Origin of the sequence: Chryseobacterium scophthalmum, from assembly GCF_900143185.1 — a bacterium.
Lineage (GTDB): Bacteria > Bacteroidota > Bacteroidia > Flavobacteriales > Weeksellaceae > Chryseobacterium > Chryseobacterium scophthalmum.
The window spans coordinates 142,035-159,292 of sequence record NZ_FSRQ01000003.1; the positions used below are offsets into that span (position 1 = coordinate 142,035).

Consider the following 17,258-nt stretch of genomic DNA (forward strand, 5'->3'; position numbering starts at 1 on the left):
ATCAACCTTAAAATTTAAAACAATGGATTTTGACAAAATATTTCAATTACAAAAAGCATTTTTCAATACACATCATACAAAAGATATAACCTTTCGTAAGGAAACATTGAAAAAACTGAAAACCATTCTGAAAAAAAATGAAAATCGTATGTACGATGCGATTTATAAAGATTTTCGAAAAGGAAGATTCGATACATTTTTAACGGAACTGAATCTTATTTATAATGAAATCGATTTTTTTCTTAAAAATCTGGATAAGCTCAGTAAACCTAAAAAAGTAAAAACACCATTGAATTTGCAGCCCGGGAACAGTCATATTTATTACGATGCATTGGGCGTAACGTTGGTCATCGGTGCATGGAATTATCCTTTGCAGCTCACCTTGTTGCCCATGGTTACCGCTATCGCGGCGGGAAATACCTGCGTACTGAAACCCAGCGAGCTACCGGAAAATACAATGAATCTGCTAGAGGAGTTAATTAATCATAATTTTCCATCCAATTATCTGTATGTGGTGGCAGGTGGGATTCCTGAAACAACCGAACTTCTGAAACTCCGCTGGGATAAAATTTTCTTTACCGGAAGCCCGAAAGTGGGAAAAATAGTATATGAGGCCGCTGCAAAAAATCTTATTCCGGTTGTCCTTGAATTAGGCGGTAAATCTCCAGCTATCGTTACTAAAACGGCAGATTTGGAAGTCGCTGCAAAGCGTTTGGTTTGGGGCAAGTTTATAAATGGTGGACAGACCTGCATTGCTCCCGATTATCTTCTGGTAGAAGAATCGGTGAAGCCGAAATTATTGCAGCTGATAAAAGAAAAGCTGGAGGAATTCAATTATTCAGATGGTGCGGAGCATTTCACCAGCATCATCAATAAAAGGAATTTCGAACGTGTTTCTTCGCTTATCAATAAAGACAAAATTTTCTATGGTGGCAAAACCAATGAAGAAACTCTATATATCGAACCTACGGTTTTGGATAATGTCACTTGGGACGATGCCGTAATGCAGGAGGAGATTTTTGGGCCTGTTTTTCCGGTCATTGGCTATACCGACTATGATGAGATTTTGCAGAAGATCATTGAAGGAGAAAAACCTTTAGCAGCCTATCTGTTTACAAAAAATGAAGAAGAAAAAACAAGACTTCTCCATCTGGTTTCTTTCGGCGGTGGTGTCATCAACGATACCTTGATGCACATTACCAACCATTATCTCCCTTTTGGCGGCATTGGTAATTCCGGAATCGGAAGTTATCACGGCGAATACGGTTTCCTTGCATTTTCTCACCAAAAATCAGTTATAGACAAAGCTACCTGGGGCGAGCCGGATTTGAAATATCCGCCCTATACCGATAAAAAAATGCACTGGATAAAAAAAGTGATGTAACAGAGATTATGTTACAATCTCCATGGATTGGGATACTTTTTTGTGGCTGATATGGCCGAATTTTGTACTATAAATTTAAAAGAGAAAAAAATGCAAACAATATTAGGTGCCAATGGACAGATTGGTGAGGAACTGGCAAAAGAGTTAAAAAGAAATTTTACCTCTGAAATCAGGATCGTGAGTCGTGAAGCTACCAAAGTGAATGATACCGACGAGGTTTTTTCAGCTGATCTATCCATAAAAGAGAAGGCCATTGAAGCTGTAAAGGGGAGTGAAATTGCGTATTTTACACTTGGATTGCCAATCAGTTCAGATCTATGGGAGCAACAGTTTCCATTGATTCTCAGAAATGTGATTGATGCCTGTAAAATCAATGGAACTAAACTGGTATTCTTTGATAATACTTATATGTATCCACAGGATGATAGGAACCTTACTGAAAATACTCCTTTTAGTCCGCTTGGAAGAAAAGCAAAGGTAAGAAGAAAGATGGCAGATATGGTGTTGAAAGAAATTGAGTCAGGAGCACTTGAAGCGGTGATTTGTAGAGCACCTGAGTTTTATGGTCCAGGTAAAACTCAGAGTATTACCAACACCTTAGTATTTAATAACATAAAAGAAGGGAAAACCTTAAAAGTTCCTCTAAGTGACAGTAAAAAACGAAGCCTGATCTGGACACCGGATGCAAGCCGTGCCACAGCGCTAATTGGAAATACCCCTGATGCTTACGGTCAGACATGGCACCTGCCGGTTGACAAAAGTCATCCGACATATAAAGAGTTTATAGAAATAGCATCCGGGATTTATGGCAAGAAGCTTAAACATAACGTAGTTCCAAAGTTTCTTTTCAAGATAGGTTCGTGGTTCAATCCTAAGGTTAAAGAACTATTGGAATTGCTTCCGAGATATTCGTATGATAATCTTTTTGATGATACAAAATTCAAAAAACGTTTTCCTGAATTTCAGGTCACTACCTATAGAGAAGGAATAGCACAAATTAAGAAGGAGCAGTTTAGAGACAAGAAACTTTAATTTCTTGTCAGGATATTTTGATCATATTGTAAAAACTATAATTGATATGAATTTATCAGAAGTAATGGACTTTAGGCGATCTGTACGTGTCTATGATCGGGAAAAAGCTCTAGAGGATGAAAAAATCAGAGCATGCCTTCAATTGGCAGCTTTAGCTCCAAGTAGTTCCAATATGCAGCTTTGGGAGTTTCATCACATCACAGATACTGATTTGTTATCTAAGGTTTCCAGAGCTTGTCTGGATCAGACTGCCACTTCAACAGCAGCGCAGATCGTGGTTTTTGTCACAAGGCGTGATCTGTTTCGCAAAAGGGCAAAATTTGTACTGAATTTTGAAAAAGGAAACATCAGACGCAATAGTCCTGTTGAGCGGCAGGAAAAACGGATCAAGGACAGAGAATTATATTATGGGAAGATAATGCCCTTATTATATGGACGTTTCTTTGGCTTATTGGGAAGTTTTAGAAAATTATTGACAGGAACTATAGGGGTGTTCAGAACCATTACAAGAGAGGTGTCTGAGAATGATATGCGAGTGGTGGTTCATAAATCCTGTGCTCTGGCAGCTCAGACTTTTATGATCGCCATGGCAAATGAAGGATATGATACCTGTCCATTGGAAGGTTTTGATAGCAAGGTATTAAAAAAAGTATTGGGCCTACCTAGCGGAGCAGAAGTTAATATGGTCGTCTCCTGTGGAATAAGAAAAGGGAATGAAGGAATTTGGGGTGAACGCTGTAGGGTTCCGTTTAACGAAATATATATAAAGAGATAACTAAGGAATGCGGTTCTACATCCATCATTTTTTCTAGCAGAGATTCGGTTACAATCTTCCATGATTTGGTTACTGATGTCCATTCGTTTATTACTAACTTTAGATGACAAAAAAAGATATAAAAATGAAAAAAATCCTTCTGGTTGTAACCAATACCGGACATTATAAAAGTGGTTTAGAAACCGGTCTATGGTTGAGTGAGCTTACCCATATCTACCACACAGCAAAAGAAAAAGGATGGGTGGTCACCATAGCAAGTCCTAAAGGAGGACATGTTCCCATTGACCCCGAGAGCTTAAAACCTCTTGTATTGGACAAGATTTCAAGATCATATTACGAAAACACTGCTTTTATGAACGACCTCAATCAATCAAAGAATTTGCTGGAAGTTCAAAATGAAGATTTTGATTGTGTATATCTCGCAGGTGGTCATGCGACAATGTATGATTTCCCCGATGATATTATTATACAAAATATAATCAGAAAGCAGTACGAAAGTGGAAAAATGGTTGCTGCTATTTGCCACGGAGTGGGAGGATTGATTAATGTAAAGCTTTCAGACGGAACTTATCTGATTACGGGAAAATCAATGACTGGATTTGATTGGTTCGAGGAGACCATCGCCAGAAGAAAAAGGGAGGTTCCTTTTAATCTTGAAGCTTCAATTGTTGAGCGTGGTGCAGATCTGAAAAAAGCATGTATTCCCATGACGTCCAATGTTATAGTGGATGGGAACCTGATTACGGGACAAAACCCCTTCAGTTCAAAAGAAATGGCAAAAGTTGTTGCTAAAGAACTGGATAAATAATGTACTTTCAGGCTTGTATAAGCCAAATAAATTTATAATTAATCATTAAAATTTTAATTATGGCATCAAACATTAAAGCGGAAAACGATCCGCAAATCCTTTCGGGGATCAGAGAATTTCTAAATGCATTGAATAACAGTGGGGGGAGTCCCTTGGAAACCTTGACACCCCAGCAGGCAAGACAGGTGTTAGTGGATGCCCAAAAATCTGTAGAGGTTGATTACTCAGGGATCATTGAGACAGAAAGAGAAATTACACAGGATGGTATTACGGTAAATATTCATATTGTTAAACCTGCAAACGCAGCTTCTGAAAACCTTCCGGTATTTATGTTTACGCATGGTGGAGGTTGGATATTGGGTGATTATCCTACTCATAGAAGGCTGGTTAGAGATTTGGTTGTGAATAGCGGAGCTGCTGCTGTTTTTACTGACTATACACCATCTCCGGAAGCACAATATCCAGTAGCCATCAATCAGATTTATGCTGCTACCAAATGGGTATCCGAAAATGGTGCTGAAATCGGAGTTGACGGTAAAAATATGGCTGCTGCCGGAAATAGTGTAGGTGGGAATATGACGGCGGTACTTTGTCATATGGCTAAGGATAAAGGTGGCCCAGAGATAAAATTTCAATTATTATTGTGGCCTGTAGCGGATGCTGATTTTACTCGTGAATCTTGGCAAAAATATGGTGAAGGAAGATTCCTGACTGCTCCATTGATGAAATGGATGTGGGATAATTATTTACCCGATCTCGAAAAAAGAAAAGAGTATTATGCAACACCTTTCAACGCTTCTTTAGAGCAGTTAAAAGGACTACCACCAGCATTAGTACAATTGGCGGAGAATGACATCCTTTTTGACGAAGGATTAGCATATGCCAGAAAATTAGATGAAGCAGGTGTACCAACAACTATTCAGACTTATAACGGATTTATCCATGACTATGGATTATTAAACCCGTTGGATCATATAGAAGCAATAAAGTTTTCTTCTGAACAGGGTGCATTAGCACTTAAAAAAGCTTTATTTGGAAAAGCTTAATTAGTCAGCTTTTTTTAATATTATTTTCTTAGACTTATATTTCGAAGGCGGATGAGTAATTACATTCGCCTTCTTTATCTTTATATAAAATTTAAAAGAGCTGGTGCATTTAAGTATGTGTAATAGCAACTTGCTGATATTTATTATATTAAAAATGATGATAAACGAAGTAATTAAAAAATTAATCTTATCGAAGGATCTACTTATTTTAGTTTAATAAGTTTTTTCCATTCAAATCTAATTTAATTTTTTCTGAAGCCTCTTTTGTTAAAGCATCAACAATCCTTACGTAAACCTCTGTGGTTTTAACATTCTTATGCCCTAATAATTTTGATACCGTGTAGATATCCGTGCCGGATGTCAGCTGCAACGTTGCAAATGTATGACGAAAGCCGTGGAATGTAAAATGTTTTTTTATTCCAGCATTTTTAAGCCATCCGGGGAGGAATTTGGTTACATCAGAATATGTTAGGTCTTCGAAAATTTTTGTATCATATTCACCGTGAGGACTCAGTAGCGAAAGGGTATCATCTGAAATAGGGTAGTATTCTGCCTTTCCAGTTTTATTCTGCTTATAAAGTATATAATAATTACCAGAAGTTCCCTGTATATCGCCCCATTTTAGGCTTTGAATATCACAAAAACGAAGCCCTGTTAATGCAGAAAACAATCCTGCTTTCTTAACAATTGGGGAGCTACATTCAGAATCGGCCATTTTTTGTAATTCATCCTTAAAAAGGTAAGGTCTATGGGTATCATTTATTTTAATATTATAAATGGCATTTCCGAGATCTGTTGAAATGTATTTATTCCTATAGGCTTTTTTAAGGACGGATCTAAATCTTGAAAAATAAGTTGATGCCGTATTCTTTTGAATTTTTCTTCTTGAGCGCCCAAGTGCAGGGGAAGATAATAGATAATTTTTATAGGCCTCACAGAGTGTTTCATTAAGATGTTTAAATAGAAAGACTTTACCCACGAATTTTTTAAAGTAGGCAACTGCCATACCCCAATGCACTGATCCTGGTCTTCTGTCAGCTTCTGTTTGAAAAAACACTATAAAATCAGCATTAAATTTTTTTTTATTTAAAAATCCATAGTCTTGGTTATCAAGATCAATTTGTCGCTGGGCACGTATATGCTCAGCCAATGAAATGGTTTGTTTATTATGGAGCTTTTCAGCCTCAGATCTCGGCCGATTGTAAATGTATAGTTTAAGATAGAATTTTCTACGAAGCTTGCCGGTTGTTTCACTTTGGATAGGGGGATAAATGTCTAAATACAGACTTTTTCTTCCCTTGCCTATGGGTTTATGGCGTAGGGTTACGTTTGCCATGATCTTGGTATTAGGGGTTGGACTAATAGTTGGTCTTTGTCAAATTGACTTATAGCAAAGGCTATTGAAGTCCTCAAAAATATTATGAAGTCAATTTTGCTCTATTTGAACGTTATTGATTCTAATAAATTAGTGCTAGGTCTACTACATTAATTCTTGTTTTTCTCACGGATAGGTTGATGGCTTTTAAACGGCCTGTAGTGATTAAGAAATACACCATTTTTGTATTGCATTTTAATATTGCAGAAGTTTCCTTTACCGTAAGGTATATCGGAGGGCCTATGGATTGATACTTTGGTTCTTCAATATTTCGAACCGCATACCTGGTGTAATCTATTTTTTTATTTCTTTGTTCGAGTTTATAGGCTTCAATAATGGCATTAGGGATGTCATTATACTCCCTTATTCAGGGCAATGCAATTAAATGAATACAAAATTCAGCCCAAAGATTAGGTTAATCTGTGAAAATTTTTTAGTTCATCCAGATGGAATTGGACGTTTTTAAATTGATTGCAATTTTTAAAAATAGTCAAGCGATGGAGTTTATAAAAACATAATTTCTCCAAATTAAGGGTAGATAGAATCCATTAGCCGTCCTCAAGGATCATTTAATAACCATTGGATTATTTTAGACCAAGGAATTCTATAGCCATTCCAATTTATTTTGCCGAGATTTTTGTGATTTTTTGCCAAAGGGACAAGAAAAGGGACAAAAATTGTAGCATTAGAAACTTCAAAATTACATAAGTTGCATAAAATCAATAGGTTATATAAATGATATTAAAACTTGCAACTGTTTGTTTATCAGTTGTTTATGCATTCTATTTCCCGATACAAAACTTAGAAAAAATATTCCCCAACACTTCATCATTCGTCACTTCCCCTGAAATTTCTCCAAGATGTTCTAAAGCATTTCTTAGTTCGTAAGCTAAAAGCTCTGTTGAAATTTGAAAAGTAATGGCTTCTTTCACTTTATTCACTGCATCCAAAGATTTTCCTAAAGCTTCAAAGTGACGTTGGTTGGTAATGACCACGTTGCTTTCTTCAGATTTTAAATGCTCTACGTAAGAAGATAATTCGTCTTTTAAATCTTGCATATTTTGATTTTCAACTGCAGAAATAGTGATAAAATCAAAATCTTGTGAGATTTCTTTTCTGAAAATATTTTCCACCAATTCGTATTGGCTAGGAGAAACTTCATCTATTTTTGTTGCGCAGATAATCAATTTTAAATCATCTCTTTGCAAAGATTTTATCATCTCGATGTCTTCAGAAAAGTTTTCTGTGGCTGCATCAGCGAGGTAAACAAGAATGTTGGCATTTTCAACTTTTTCTTTGGCCTTTTTTACACCGATTGCTTCGATTTCATCGGCAGTTTCACGTAAACCGGCAGTATCAATTAATCTGAATGCATGACCTTTTATGTGAAGTATTTCTTCGATGGTGTCTCTTGTCGTTCCGGCAATATTGCTTACAATTGCTCTTTCTTCTTTTAATAAAGCATTTAGAAGGGTTGATTTTCCGGCATTTGGTTTTCCAATAATGGCAACTGCAGTTCCATTTTTAATGGCGTTTCCGTATTGAAAACTTTCAATAAGAGAATTTAATTTAGTTTCAATTTTATCAAGTAACTGATTTAGGGCGCTTCTGTCTGCAAATTCTACATCTTCTTCAGCAAAATCAAGTTCTAATTCAATTAAAGAAACAAAATTTAATAGATCGGTTCTTAGAAAAGAAATTTCGTTAGTAATTCCGCCTTTTAGCTGATTTAATGCTACTTTTCTTGAAGCTTCATTTTCCGAAGCAATCAAATCGGCAATCGATTCAGCCTGGCTTAGATCAATTCTTCCGTTCATGAAAGCCCGCATCGTAAATTCACCAGCTTTTGCCATTCTTGCTCCGTTTTTAATAAGAACTTCCAGAATTTTCTTGGCGATATGTGGCGAACCGTGAAAAGAAATTTCTACAGAATCTTCAGCGGTAAAGGTTTTCGGAGCTTTAAAAACAGAGATCATTACTTCGTCAATTACCTCATCGCCATCTTTTATAAATCCGTAATGAACGGTGTGCGACTGCACTTTTTCAAGATTTTTACCGTCAAAGATTTTAGCTGAAACAGGAATTGCATCATCCCCGGAAATTCTTATAATTCCGATGGCTCCGATTCCGTTGGCTGTGGCAAGTGCGCAGATAGTGTCATGATTCATTTTGCAAATTTACGGTTTTAAATGAAAATTTTTTATGCTCATTTGCAAACATATTTTTTCGGATTAAATTTTACCTAAAACTATTTTATTTAAGCTTTTCACCCAGTGAATAGACTTTTTCAATCCATTTTTTGCGTTGCTCTTCTTTTGCGTTTTTAATAATTCCTATATAAGTAACTTTCACAGGCTTTATTCCGCAAAACTCTAAGGTTGATTTTTTGAGCTGGTTGATACTTGGTCTTCCATAAAATATCCTGTAATACAAACTTGGTTGATCTAAAGTTGTAATGATATGTGCGGTTTTTCCGGTAAGAAGCTTATCCCACCAAACTGAATTTTCACGATATTTAAATGCTAAACCGGGAAGAAAAAGGCGGTCGATAAAACCTTTTGTAACCGCAGGAAGTCCGCCCCACCAAACCGGATGTATCCAAACCAAATGATCTGCCCATTGTATAATTTCCCAAGCTTTTATTAAATCAGGTTCTAATTCCATTCTTTTTTGATAACCAAACTCTAAATTGGGATTAAAATCAAGATTTCGGATAATAATTTCCTTTATCTCAACTCCTGATTTTTCAGCTCCTTTTTTATAAGCTTCAGCTAGGGTGAAATTAAATGATTCTTGATTGGGATGCCCGTTGATTAATGCGATTTTTTTCATGATTTATTTTATTTGAATACCTTGGATTCTGTATTGCAAAATTAGATGTCACGAATATCAATGAGTAGGACAAATGTCTAAAAAGAAATTTCTTTCCTGATGCGGCTCAAATGTCTTTGGGTAATTCCTAAATAAGATGCTAAATATTGCAAAGGGATTTTTTGGATATAGTTAGGTTGATTTTCAATTAGAAAGGCATATCTCTGAGCGGCATCATCCCGTTGAAGTTGGAAAAAACGTTTTTCAAGTTCAAGATATTCCTGTTCGGCAATTATTCTTAGAAATTCGCTCCATTTCGGATTTTCAGATACAAGTTCTTGAATTTTTTCTTTTTTAATGACCAATAAAGTAGCTTCCGAAATAGCCTGCAGATTTTCTATGCTTGGTTTGTCGGAAATAAATGAAGAATAAGAAGCCATCAAATCATTAGGGAATCTAAAGCAATACGTATTATCTTTTCCTTCATTCGAAGTATAATAAGATCTGAAGATTCCTGATTGTATAAAAGCAATTTCTTTACATCTTTCGTTTTCTTTCACAAAGAAATCATTTTTGGCAAGTGTTCTTTCTTTAAAAAAAGTCAAAAGGTGATCTATTTCATTTTTAGAAAAAAGGTTGAAACTTTGAAAGAACTGCTGAATCATTGAGTAAATAAATTGTGCTGTTAATAGTAACAAATTTAAGTAAAGATTTTCCAGTAATAAAAAAAACACCACCACTATTAAATAGAGATGATGTTAAAGGATATTAGTTTTTTAGTATATAACTGTGATCGGTTTTGTTAGGACAAAAATAGTTGATAAGAATTTACTTTTCATCAGGGTATATCTCATAAATAATACCGTAAAAATACGGTTGCGTAAAATAAAAAAATCGTCCTGCAAAGAAATTTACAGGACGATTAGTATAATTTGTATCAGAATAATTGCATTCTTTTAAAGCGGGCTCACAAGTGATAAAAACCACTCTTTTACTTCGCCCTCCAAATGTGGAGCCAGTTTTTCTTCACACGTTTTATGATAAGAATTTAACCAGTTGATTTCATCCTCAGAAAGAATTTCTTTTACAATATCATTTTTAAAGAACGGGCAGAAAGTTAATGTTTCAAACTCGTAAAATGTACCGTGAATTGTAGTTTCAGATTCTTTTACGGCAATCAGATTTTCATGACGGATTCCATAATCGCCTTCCAAATAATATCCTGGTTCATTTGAAACAACCATTCCAACCAAAAGTTCCTGCGGATTCATATCTTTTCTGATATTTTGAGGCCCTTCGTGAACGTTCATAAAACTTCCAACTCCATGACCTGTTCCGTGATTGTAGTCTTTTCCGTGCATCCACAAAGGAAGTCTTGCAATCGCGTCAAGCTGAACTCCTCTTGTTCCTTTTGGAAATTTTACCATCGATAAACGGATCATTCCTTGTAAAACCAGAGTAGAATTGGTTTTAAATTCTTCAGAAACAGCTCCCAAAGCTAAAGTTCTTGTAATATCTGTAGTTCCTTCTAAGTATTGACCTCCAGAATCAACCAAAATACTTGCGTCATTGGTCACTTCTTTGCTTCCTTCGCTTTTTGCAGAATAATGCATCATGGCACCGTTATCTTTATATCCAATGATACTTCCGAAACTTTCACCTACAAAATTTTCGCCTGCAGCACGGAATTCTCTCAGCTTTTTACCGATAGAATATTCGTTCATGGTTTCTTTTCCTGCGTTGTGCGTTAACCAGTAAAGGAATTTTACCATTGCAACACCGTCTCTTACCATTACTTTTCTGAAACCTTCCAATTCAGTTTCATTTTTCTGAGCTTTCATCAGATTTCCCGGAACAGCAGCTTTCACAAATTTATTGTCAATTTTTAAAGCTTCAAAAATCGATTGGTTGCTGTTTGGTGAGACTAAAACGTTTTCGTTTTTAATCGTTCTAAGGTGATTGTAGAATTCTTCGTAAGGCATCATTTTTACGAATGATTCATCCATTTGTTTTCTTGCCTCAACCTCCATTTTTTCAAGGTCTGTAAACAAGATTGCATCATTTTTAGTAATTAAAATATATCCTAAAAATACAGGATTGCTTTCTACATCACTTCCTCTTAAATTCAAGGTCCATGCAACATCATCAAGACTTGAGATCACATGAACGGTAACTTCCTGCTCTTCCATTTTCTGACGGATTGCAGAAATTTTATCAGTTACAGACTTTCCTGCTCTGTCAAGCGGATGTACAAAAATTGGATTTTTTGAAGGTGTTCCTCTTTCTTTCCAGACTTCTTTTAATAAAGGAGAATCTACTAAAGTTAAATTTTTTGCGTTCAGTTTTTGGTATAGAAGTTCCCAGTTTGAATGTGAAGTTGCCAAAGCGTTGACTGCTACTTTTCCGTTGGCAGGAATTTCAGAAATAATCCAATCGATATAATTGGGTGTTCCTTCCATTCCGTCTTTGAAAAGGTCGATTCCTGAACCAGCCAATTCAATTGGGGCTTGGGTGAAATATCTTCCGTCCGTCCAAAGTCCGGCTTTATCTTTAGTAATTACCACAAAACCTGCAGAACCAAGAAAGCCTGAAAGCCAAGCTCTTTCTTGCCATTCTTCAGGTAAATATTCGCTCATGTGAGGATCTGCAGAATATACTATAAATGCATCAACATTATTTTTCTGCATTTCTTCACGAAGCGCAGCTACTTTTTCCTTTGAAGTCATTTTTTTATCAATTTTAAAGATGGGAAGTTACGAATTAATGCTGATTTTAAGATCAAAAACTGTACAAATTTTGGGTGGATTTGTTGGATGTAGGAAGCTGGGAGAGGGAAGTTAATAAGGAATATAGGTTTATATTTTAATTTTTCAGAAATTTTTTGATTTAAAGGCTATTTGGAATAGTAAAACGAATTACGTCCAGCTTCCCTCATCAAACATCCATCCTTTTTATATACCACATCATAATCTTCATTACGGAAAATTTATTTTTTGGAAAGATTATTGCAGTATCGGCAATATGGGAACGCAAAACTATAATAACCACCGAAAATTTTATCCGCCGCATCATTTTATTTACCTACCGTTGTTGCTCATCGCAGAGATCTTTGGAGTTTATAAAATCTTTGCAGATTCAGAAAACCAGCTTTTGTGGTTGTTGTTTTCGATCGTCATATTTTTAATTCTTTATTTAGGAATTATGGTGCGTCAACATTACGCATTGGGACTGCAAAACCGTTTGGTAAGACTTGAATTTAAGCAAAGATATTTTGAACTGTTCAACAAAAGATCAGATGAGGTGGAAGAAAAGCTGAGTTTCGGTCAGATTGCAGCTTTAAGATTCGCTTATGATGAAGAATTTAAAGAGCTTTTATATAAAGCTTTAAAAGAAAATATTTCAGGAGATCAGATCAAAAAATCTATTAAAAAATGGAAACCAGATCACCATCGAATTTAAAATAATTAACAACCTAAATTATATTACTATGAAAAAGTGGACTTTATACAGCATGACTATCCTTAGTTTAATGTTACTTACGAGCTGCGAAGCAGTGGAAACAATCTTTAAAGCAGGAATGTGGTGGGGAATCATTCTGGTTGTAGGAGTGGTGGGAATTTTAGTATGGCTTTTTTCTCGGGGTAAAAACTCATAACCAATTTTTATGGAACAATCAGACTTAGAGATTATTTCTCATCTTAAGCCATCGAAGATTGTGAAAATTATGAAAGATCCGGTAGCTTCTGCAAAGGCAGTGAATCTTATTTACACTTCCGATGCAGAAACTTCCGGAATTATTCGCAGGAAAAGAGGTAAAAAGTTTCAGTATTTTAAAGAAGGCGAAAAGATTAAGGATAAGGAAGAGATCAAGCGTATTAATGGTTTGGTAATTCCTCCGGCTTGGGAAAATGTTTGGATTTGCGCTTTAGATAATGGGCATCTTCAGGCGACAGGATTTGATGTTAAAAAAAGAAAACAATATCGTTATCATTCCTTGTGGAGCGCTCTGAGAAATCACACCAAATTTTACAGAATGCTGCAGTTTGGTTATGCTTTACCAGAAATTCGTCTGCAGCTTGAGAAAGATTTAGCTTTAAGAAATTTTGAAAAGCGAAAAATTCTGGCTTTGATTGTCAGTTTAATGCAACGAACCAACATTCGTATTGGTAATAATATTTATGAAAAACTCTACGGTTCTTTTGGTTTGACCACTTTAAAGGGAAAACATGTAAAAGTAGAAGGACAAAAAATTAATTTCTCATTTAAAGGTAAAAAAGGAGTGATGCATAATGTTAATCTTAAAAGTAAAAGATTGGCAAAACTAATTATGAAATGCAAAGAAATTCCAGGAAAAGAACTGTTTCAATATGTTGATGACGAAGGAAAAAGACATTCTGTAGATTCTGGAATGGTGAATGATTATATTAAAGAAATTAGCGGCGAAGATTTTACGGCGAAAGATTTCAGAACGTGGTCTGGAACGGTGAATGCTTTAATTGCCTTTAAAGAAATCGGCTACGCCGAAAATAATTCTCAGTATAAAAAGAAAGTAAAAGCTGCATTAGATATTGTTGCGGAACATCTTGGAAATACAAGTACGGTTTGCCGAAAATATTACGTTCATCCTTTGGTGATTAATTTGTACGAGAATAATTCCATCAAAAAATATCTTGATCAGCTTGAAATTATTGAAGAAAATGATGGCAAAGCAGATTTAACACAGGAAGAAAAATTGGTTTTAAAAATTCTTGAAACCGAGAAAATGTGACTTATTTAATCAAAAACTGATTCCTGTACGCAGTCGGAGTAATTCCTGTAATTCTCTTAAAAAGCTGTGCAAAATGTGATGCCGTATGAAAATTGAGTTCATAAGCAATCTCGGAAATATCTTTACTCGACTGAAGTAATGCTTTGCTGTAATTAATATCAATTTCATTAATCCATTGTTTGGGCGATTTTTTAGTAACATTTTTCACACATTTATTAAGATAGCTTTCGGTAACCGATAATTTATCTGCAAAAAAGGCGACACGCTTTTCGTTAATGTGATATTTAAACAACAAATCTCTGAATTGTAGCGATACTTCCATTGCTCGGGTAACAGATCTGTGATGTGAATTTGAGTCTGAATTCAGCATTTTTATCAGAATTAGGTGCAGCATTGTAATCGTCACATCATTTACATTCAGATTATTAAGCCATAATTCCTGTTCCATAATAGAAAGAAGCTGGGTAATGGTTTCGTAGGTTAAAGCATCCTGTTTTAGGAAAGGATTCATAAAGAAAATGCTTGTCGAGTGTTTTGGAAGTTCTTGCTCAGACAGAATATTGTTTTCGTAGGCCAGAAAAAAACCTTCAATATCATCGGAAAGTTCTAAAGTGGCGGTAATAGTTCCCTGTTTAATAAAAATAACACCTCCTTTTTCGGCTGCGTATTCTTTATTTTCAAGATATTGCTTTAGGTGTCCGTTTGTCACGAAAATAATAAAATTAAAAGTCGTGCGATAGGGAATCACCGGCATTAAAATCCCTTTCAGATAATCTTCCAGACGGTAAAGTTGTATATCTGCGTTGTTGGCTAATATTTTTTCCGTAATGTTGGGAAGGAAAAGCTTTTTGTACTGAAAATTGGATAATATTTCCATCTAACGAAAATTTTTATTCTTTGTATTTTGATTAACTAAGATATAAAAAGTACAATAAATAAGTTCTGTTTTAAAGTAAATCAACTGCTTAGAATATTGTACTTTTTACTTGATTATATATTAAAATTTATAGTATAAACCTACTCTTACTCCAAACGGATTTCCCGGTGTATAGGTAAGATCTGTGATAGATTCTGTTTCACCTTTCAGCTGGGTTTCTGTAGCAAACTGCGCTTCATTCCATTTTACATTGAAGAGATTATTAACCTGAATATTGGCTCCCCATTTTTGGCGATTGTAAGAAAGCATCAAATCATTCACAAAATAAGCTTTTGTTCGGATACTATTGTCTTCAACGGCAGGTCGTTCTCCCAAATAACGGTATTGCAAACCAAGCGAAAAACCGTGCATAAAATCCCAGTTTACAGAACCGGTACTTGTTACAACCGGAGCTAACGGAACATAATCCTGACCATTTTCTTCTTCAATAAATCTTGCATGGGAATAATTAATATCTGCATTTAGGTAAAAATTTTCCAGAGGCTGAAAACGAATTCCCAAATCTGCACCAAAACGTCTTGATTTACCTGAAGGTTCTACCACGGCTTCATCACCAACATACACAAACTCCTGTTGCAGATACATATACCATAAAGTTGGCGTAATAATTAATGATTTAAAAGGATGCAGCCTTACTCCAAAATCTCCGCCCAACGAGTAGGGTAGGGTATTATCATTTTTATTGGCTACGACTACGCGAATATCATTAGAATGGAAACCCATTCCGGTTTTTAAAAACCACATGATGTTATCATTCTGAGCATAAGAAAAATTCAGTTTTGGACTGAGTCTTGTTTCTTCTTTCGATTGTCCGGAAGGCAATTGCTCGACATTTAACAAATCATGCAGATTAAAAATAAAATGATCTACCCTCAATGCCGGATTGATGGTGAATTTTCCTGTTTTCCAAACAAGACCTGAAAAAGCATGAAGGTTGGTTTCGGTTCCCTGAACATCCGCCAGTCGATCCAACAATAAATCTCTGTGATAAACATGATTCAGCTGTAAGGTATTGATATCATCATTCCGAAATCCTACACCGCTGATCCAATTTAATGAGCTGTTATCAAACAAAAAATTCTTAGTATGTTTTACTTCCATACCATACATATTTCTTCCGTCTGTCTGCTGAATTTCGTCTCCGTAATCTTTATCTTTCAGATAAAATGTAAAATCTGAATAAAGATTAAAATTATATTTAGAATAAAAAGCCATTGCCTCAATATTCTCGGAAGGCGAAATGATATGTTTGTAATTCATCTCAACATTGGTTCGTGAAGTTTCTCCGCCTTCTGTCGGGTCGATGCTTTGCCATCTGTCGATAATGCCATTATTCACGGTACGTTCCGGAATTTGCCCTGAAGCGTTCCACGAAGAATTAAAATTTGAAAACTGCAGATTAAAATAATCGTTATCTGTGATCCACTGGTTGTATTTTCCGAAAATATTGATGCGGTTAAAATTTTGTTTCACATCAAAAGCTCCGTCTGTATAATTGTATTCTGCAGCCAGATAAGCACTTTTTCTTTCTTTTGTATCGTTAAGAATATTAAACATTCCCAATATTCTTTTTGAGTTGAATGAGCCACCTTCAAGCTTGATCATGCTGTTTTGTAAATGATCGTAAGTTTTAAAATCGACGTAACCGGCGGTATTAAAATCACCACGATCCATATAATAAGCACCTTTTCCGAAGTCGATATTGTTTACCGTTTCCGGAATTACAAAATGCAGATCAGAATAACCTTGTCCGTGCGCATGAGATACTACGTTTACAGGCATTCCGTCTACGTTTACACTTACGTCAGTTCCGTGATCGGCATCAAATCCTCTTAAAAATAATTGTTCGGCTTTTCCGCCTCCTGCATGTTGGGCGATAAATAATCCCGGAACTTTCCTTAATAAATCCTGAGCAGAATTTACCGGAAATTTATTAAGATCAACCTTTGTAATCGCAGTTAAAAACGAATGATGATTGATGGAAACTTCAGAAATCTGAAACGGTTTGTGCTGTAGAAAAACAACTTTGTTTTTATCCTCATCATTGGTAATTGCCCATTTTACCTCATCATATCCTTTGTGAGTGATAACAAGTGTATCTGGAAAAGATTTAATAGTAAATTTTACTGTTCCGTCTTCTCCGGAATGAGCATGGCTGTTACCGTGATCATATTGCACCAAAACATCTGCAATTGGGAATTTATCATCGGCATCTTTTATTAATAATTTCTTTTCTGTATCCTGTGCCAAAACTTTAGGGTTAAAGTTTAGAGCAAGAAAAGCAACTATTATTTTAGTGGTTTTCATTATTTAAGATTCTTT

15 protein-coding genes are annotated in these 17,258 nt (G+C 35.4%); 7 read left to right on the forward strand and 8 right to left on the reverse strand.

The window, feature by feature from the left end; all coding sequences use genetic code 11:
- Positions 1–22 precede the first annotated feature (22 nt).
- The 5 genes from BUR17_RS15710 (at position 23) to BUR17_RS15730 (ending at position 5,045) form a co-directional block, all read left to right on the forward strand.
- A complete protein-coding gene (locus BUR17_RS15710; protein ID WP_074231507.1) occupies positions 23–1,384 on the forward strand; it encodes an aldehyde dehydrogenase family protein in 1,362 nt (453 codons plus the stop codon).
- A 90-nt stretch (positions 1,385–1,474) separates the two neighbouring features.
- Positions 1,475–2,416 carry an NAD-dependent epimerase/dehydratase family protein gene (locus BUR17_RS15715; RefSeq protein ID WP_045180182.1) on the forward strand — a complete coding sequence of 314 codons (942 nt, stop codon included), beginning with the start codon at positions 1,475–1,477 and terminating at the stop codon, positions 2,414–2,416.
- A 46-nt stretch (positions 2,417–2,462) separates the two neighbouring features.
- On the forward strand, positions 2,463–3,191 hold the full coding sequence (locus BUR17_RS15720; protein ID WP_074231509.1) for a nitroreductase family protein: 729 nt from the start codon (positions 2,463–2,465) through the stop codon (positions 3,189–3,191).
- Between the two features lie 124 nt (positions 3,192–3,315).
- Positions 3,316–3,999, forward strand: coding sequence for a type 1 glutamine amidotransferase domain-containing protein (locus BUR17_RS15725; protein ID WP_074231723.1), 684 nt, complete (start codon positions 3,316–3,318; stop codon positions 3,997–3,999).
- A gap of 59 nt (positions 4,000–4,058) precedes the next feature.
- Positions 4,059–5,045 (forward strand): alpha/beta hydrolase, encoded by a 987-nt coding sequence (locus BUR17_RS15730; RefSeq protein ID WP_074231511.1) that lies wholly within the window; start codon positions 4,059–4,061, stop codon positions 5,043–5,045.
- 208 nt (positions 5,046–5,253) lie between these two features.
- On the opposite strand, the gene BUR17_RS15735 is transcribed toward BUR17_RS15730, so the two are convergent.
- The 6 genes from BUR17_RS15735 to BUR17_RS15755 form a co-directional block, all read right to left on the reverse strand.
- A complete protein-coding gene (locus tag BUR17_RS15735) occupies positions 5,254–6,381 on the reverse strand; it encodes a site-specific integrase (RefSeq protein ID WP_074231513.1) in 1,128 nt (375 codons plus the stop codon).
- 121 nt (positions 6,382–6,502) lie between these two features.
- Positions 6,503–6,787, reverse strand: a complete 285-nt coding sequence (locus BUR17_RS21260; RefSeq protein WP_394333828.1) for a helix-turn-helix domain-containing protein — start codon at positions 6,785–6,787, stop codon at positions 6,503–6,505.
- Between the two features lie 415 nt (positions 6,788–7,202).
- A complete protein-coding gene (gene mnmE, locus BUR17_RS15740; RefSeq protein WP_074231516.1) occupies positions 7,203–8,588 on the reverse strand; it encodes a tRNA uridine-5-carboxymethylaminomethyl(34) synthesis GTPase MnmE in 1,386 nt (461 codons plus the stop codon).
- 85 nt (positions 8,589–8,673) lie between these two features.
- Positions 8,674–9,252, reverse strand: coding sequence for an NAD(P)H-dependent oxidoreductase (locus tag BUR17_RS15745; protein ID WP_074231518.1), 579 nt, complete (start codon positions 9,250–9,252; stop codon positions 8,674–8,676).
- A 77-nt stretch (positions 9,253–9,329) separates the two neighbouring features.
- Complete coding sequence (locus tag BUR17_RS15750; RefSeq protein ID WP_074231519.1) at positions 9,330–9,896, reverse strand: Crp/Fnr family transcriptional regulator; 567 nt, start codon at positions 9,894–9,896, stop codon at positions 9,330–9,332.
- Between the two features lie 291 nt (positions 9,897–10,187).
- Entirely contained in the window at positions 10,188–11,957 is a 1,770-nt protein-coding gene (locus BUR17_RS15755) for an aminopeptidase P family protein (protein WP_074231521.1), read from the reverse strand.
- Between the two features lie 295 nt (positions 11,958–12,252).
- On the opposite strand from BUR17_RS15755, the gene BUR17_RS15760 reads away from it, so the two are divergent.
- Together BUR17_RS15760 and BUR17_RS15770 are read left to right on the forward strand one after the other, a co-directional pair.
- Positions 12,253–12,690, forward strand: a complete 438-nt coding sequence (locus BUR17_RS15760) for a DUF6526 family protein (protein ID WP_074231523.1) — start codon at positions 12,253–12,255, stop codon at positions 12,688–12,690.
- Positions 12,691–12,895: 205 nt separating this feature from the next.
- Positions 12,896–13,999, forward strand: a complete 1,104-nt coding sequence (locus tag BUR17_RS15770) for a DNA topoisomerase IB (protein ID WP_074231527.1) — start codon at positions 12,896–12,898, stop codon at positions 13,997–13,999.
- 1 nt (position 14,000) lies between these two features.
- On the opposite strand, the gene BUR17_RS15775 is transcribed toward BUR17_RS15770, so the two are convergent.
- Positions 14,001–14,876 (reverse strand): helix-turn-helix domain-containing protein, encoded by an 876-nt coding sequence (locus tag BUR17_RS15775; RefSeq protein ID WP_074231529.1) that lies wholly within the window; start codon positions 14,874–14,876, stop codon positions 14,001–14,003.
- Positions 14,877–14,996: 120 nt separating this feature from the next.
- Entirely contained in the window at positions 14,997–17,243 is a 2,247-nt protein-coding gene (locus BUR17_RS15780; RefSeq protein ID WP_074231531.1) for a TonB-dependent receptor, read from the reverse strand.
- Positions 17,244–17,258 lie beyond the last annotated feature (15 nt).

Excerpts from the sequence above, each read along its gene's own strand:
- BUR17_RS15710 (WP_074231507.1), top strand. The coding sequence starts at position 23 with ATGGATTTTGACAAAATATTTCAATTACAAAAAGCATTTTTCAATACA.
- BUR17_RS15715 (WP_045180182.1), top strand. The coding sequence starts at position 1,475 with ATGCAAACAATATTAGGTGCCAATGGACAGATTGGTGAGGAACTGGCA.
- BUR17_RS15720 (WP_074231509.1), top strand. The coding sequence starts at position 2,463 with ATGAATTTATCAGAAGTAATGGACTTTAGGCGATCTGTACGTGTCTAT.
- BUR17_RS15725 (WP_074231723.1), top strand. The coding sequence starts at position 3,316 with ATGAAAAAAATCCTTCTGGTTGTAACCAATACCGGACATTATAAAAGT.
- BUR17_RS15730 (WP_074231511.1), top strand. The coding sequence starts at position 4,059 with ATGGCATCAAACATTAAAGCGGAAAACGATCCGCAAATCCTTTCGGGG.
- BUR17_RS15735 (WP_074231513.1), bottom strand. The coding sequence starts at position 6,381 with ATGGCAAACGTAACCCTACGCCATAAACCCATAGGCAAGGGAAGAAAA.
- mnmE (WP_074231516.1), bottom strand. The coding sequence starts at position 8,588 with ATGAATCATGACACTATCTGCGCACTTGCCACAGCCAACGGAATCGGA.
- BUR17_RS15745 (WP_074231518.1), bottom strand. The coding sequence starts at position 9,252 with ATGAAAAAAATCGCATTAATCAACGGGCATCCCAATCAAGAATCATTT.
- BUR17_RS15750 (WP_074231519.1), bottom strand. The coding sequence starts at position 9,896 with ATGATTCAGCAGTTCTTTCAAAGTTTCAACCTTTTTTCTAAAAATGAA.
- BUR17_RS15755 (WP_074231521.1), bottom strand. The coding sequence starts at position 11,957 with ATGACTTCAAAGGAAAAAGTAGCTGCGCTTCGTGAAGAAATGCAGAAA.
- BUR17_RS15760 (WP_074231523.1), top strand. The coding sequence starts at position 12,253 with ATGGGAACGCAAAACTATAATAACCACCGAAAATTTTATCCGCCGCAT.
- BUR17_RS15770 (WP_074231527.1), top strand. The coding sequence starts at position 12,896 with ATGGAACAATCAGACTTAGAGATTATTTCTCATCTTAAGCCATCGAAG.
- BUR17_RS15775 (WP_074231529.1), bottom strand. The coding sequence starts at position 14,876 with ATGGAAATATTATCCAATTTTCAGTACAAAAAGCTTTTCCTTCCCAAC.
- BUR17_RS15780 (WP_074231531.1), bottom strand. The coding sequence starts at position 17,243 with ATGAAAACCACTAAAATAATAGTTGCTTTTCTTGCTCTAAACTTTAAC.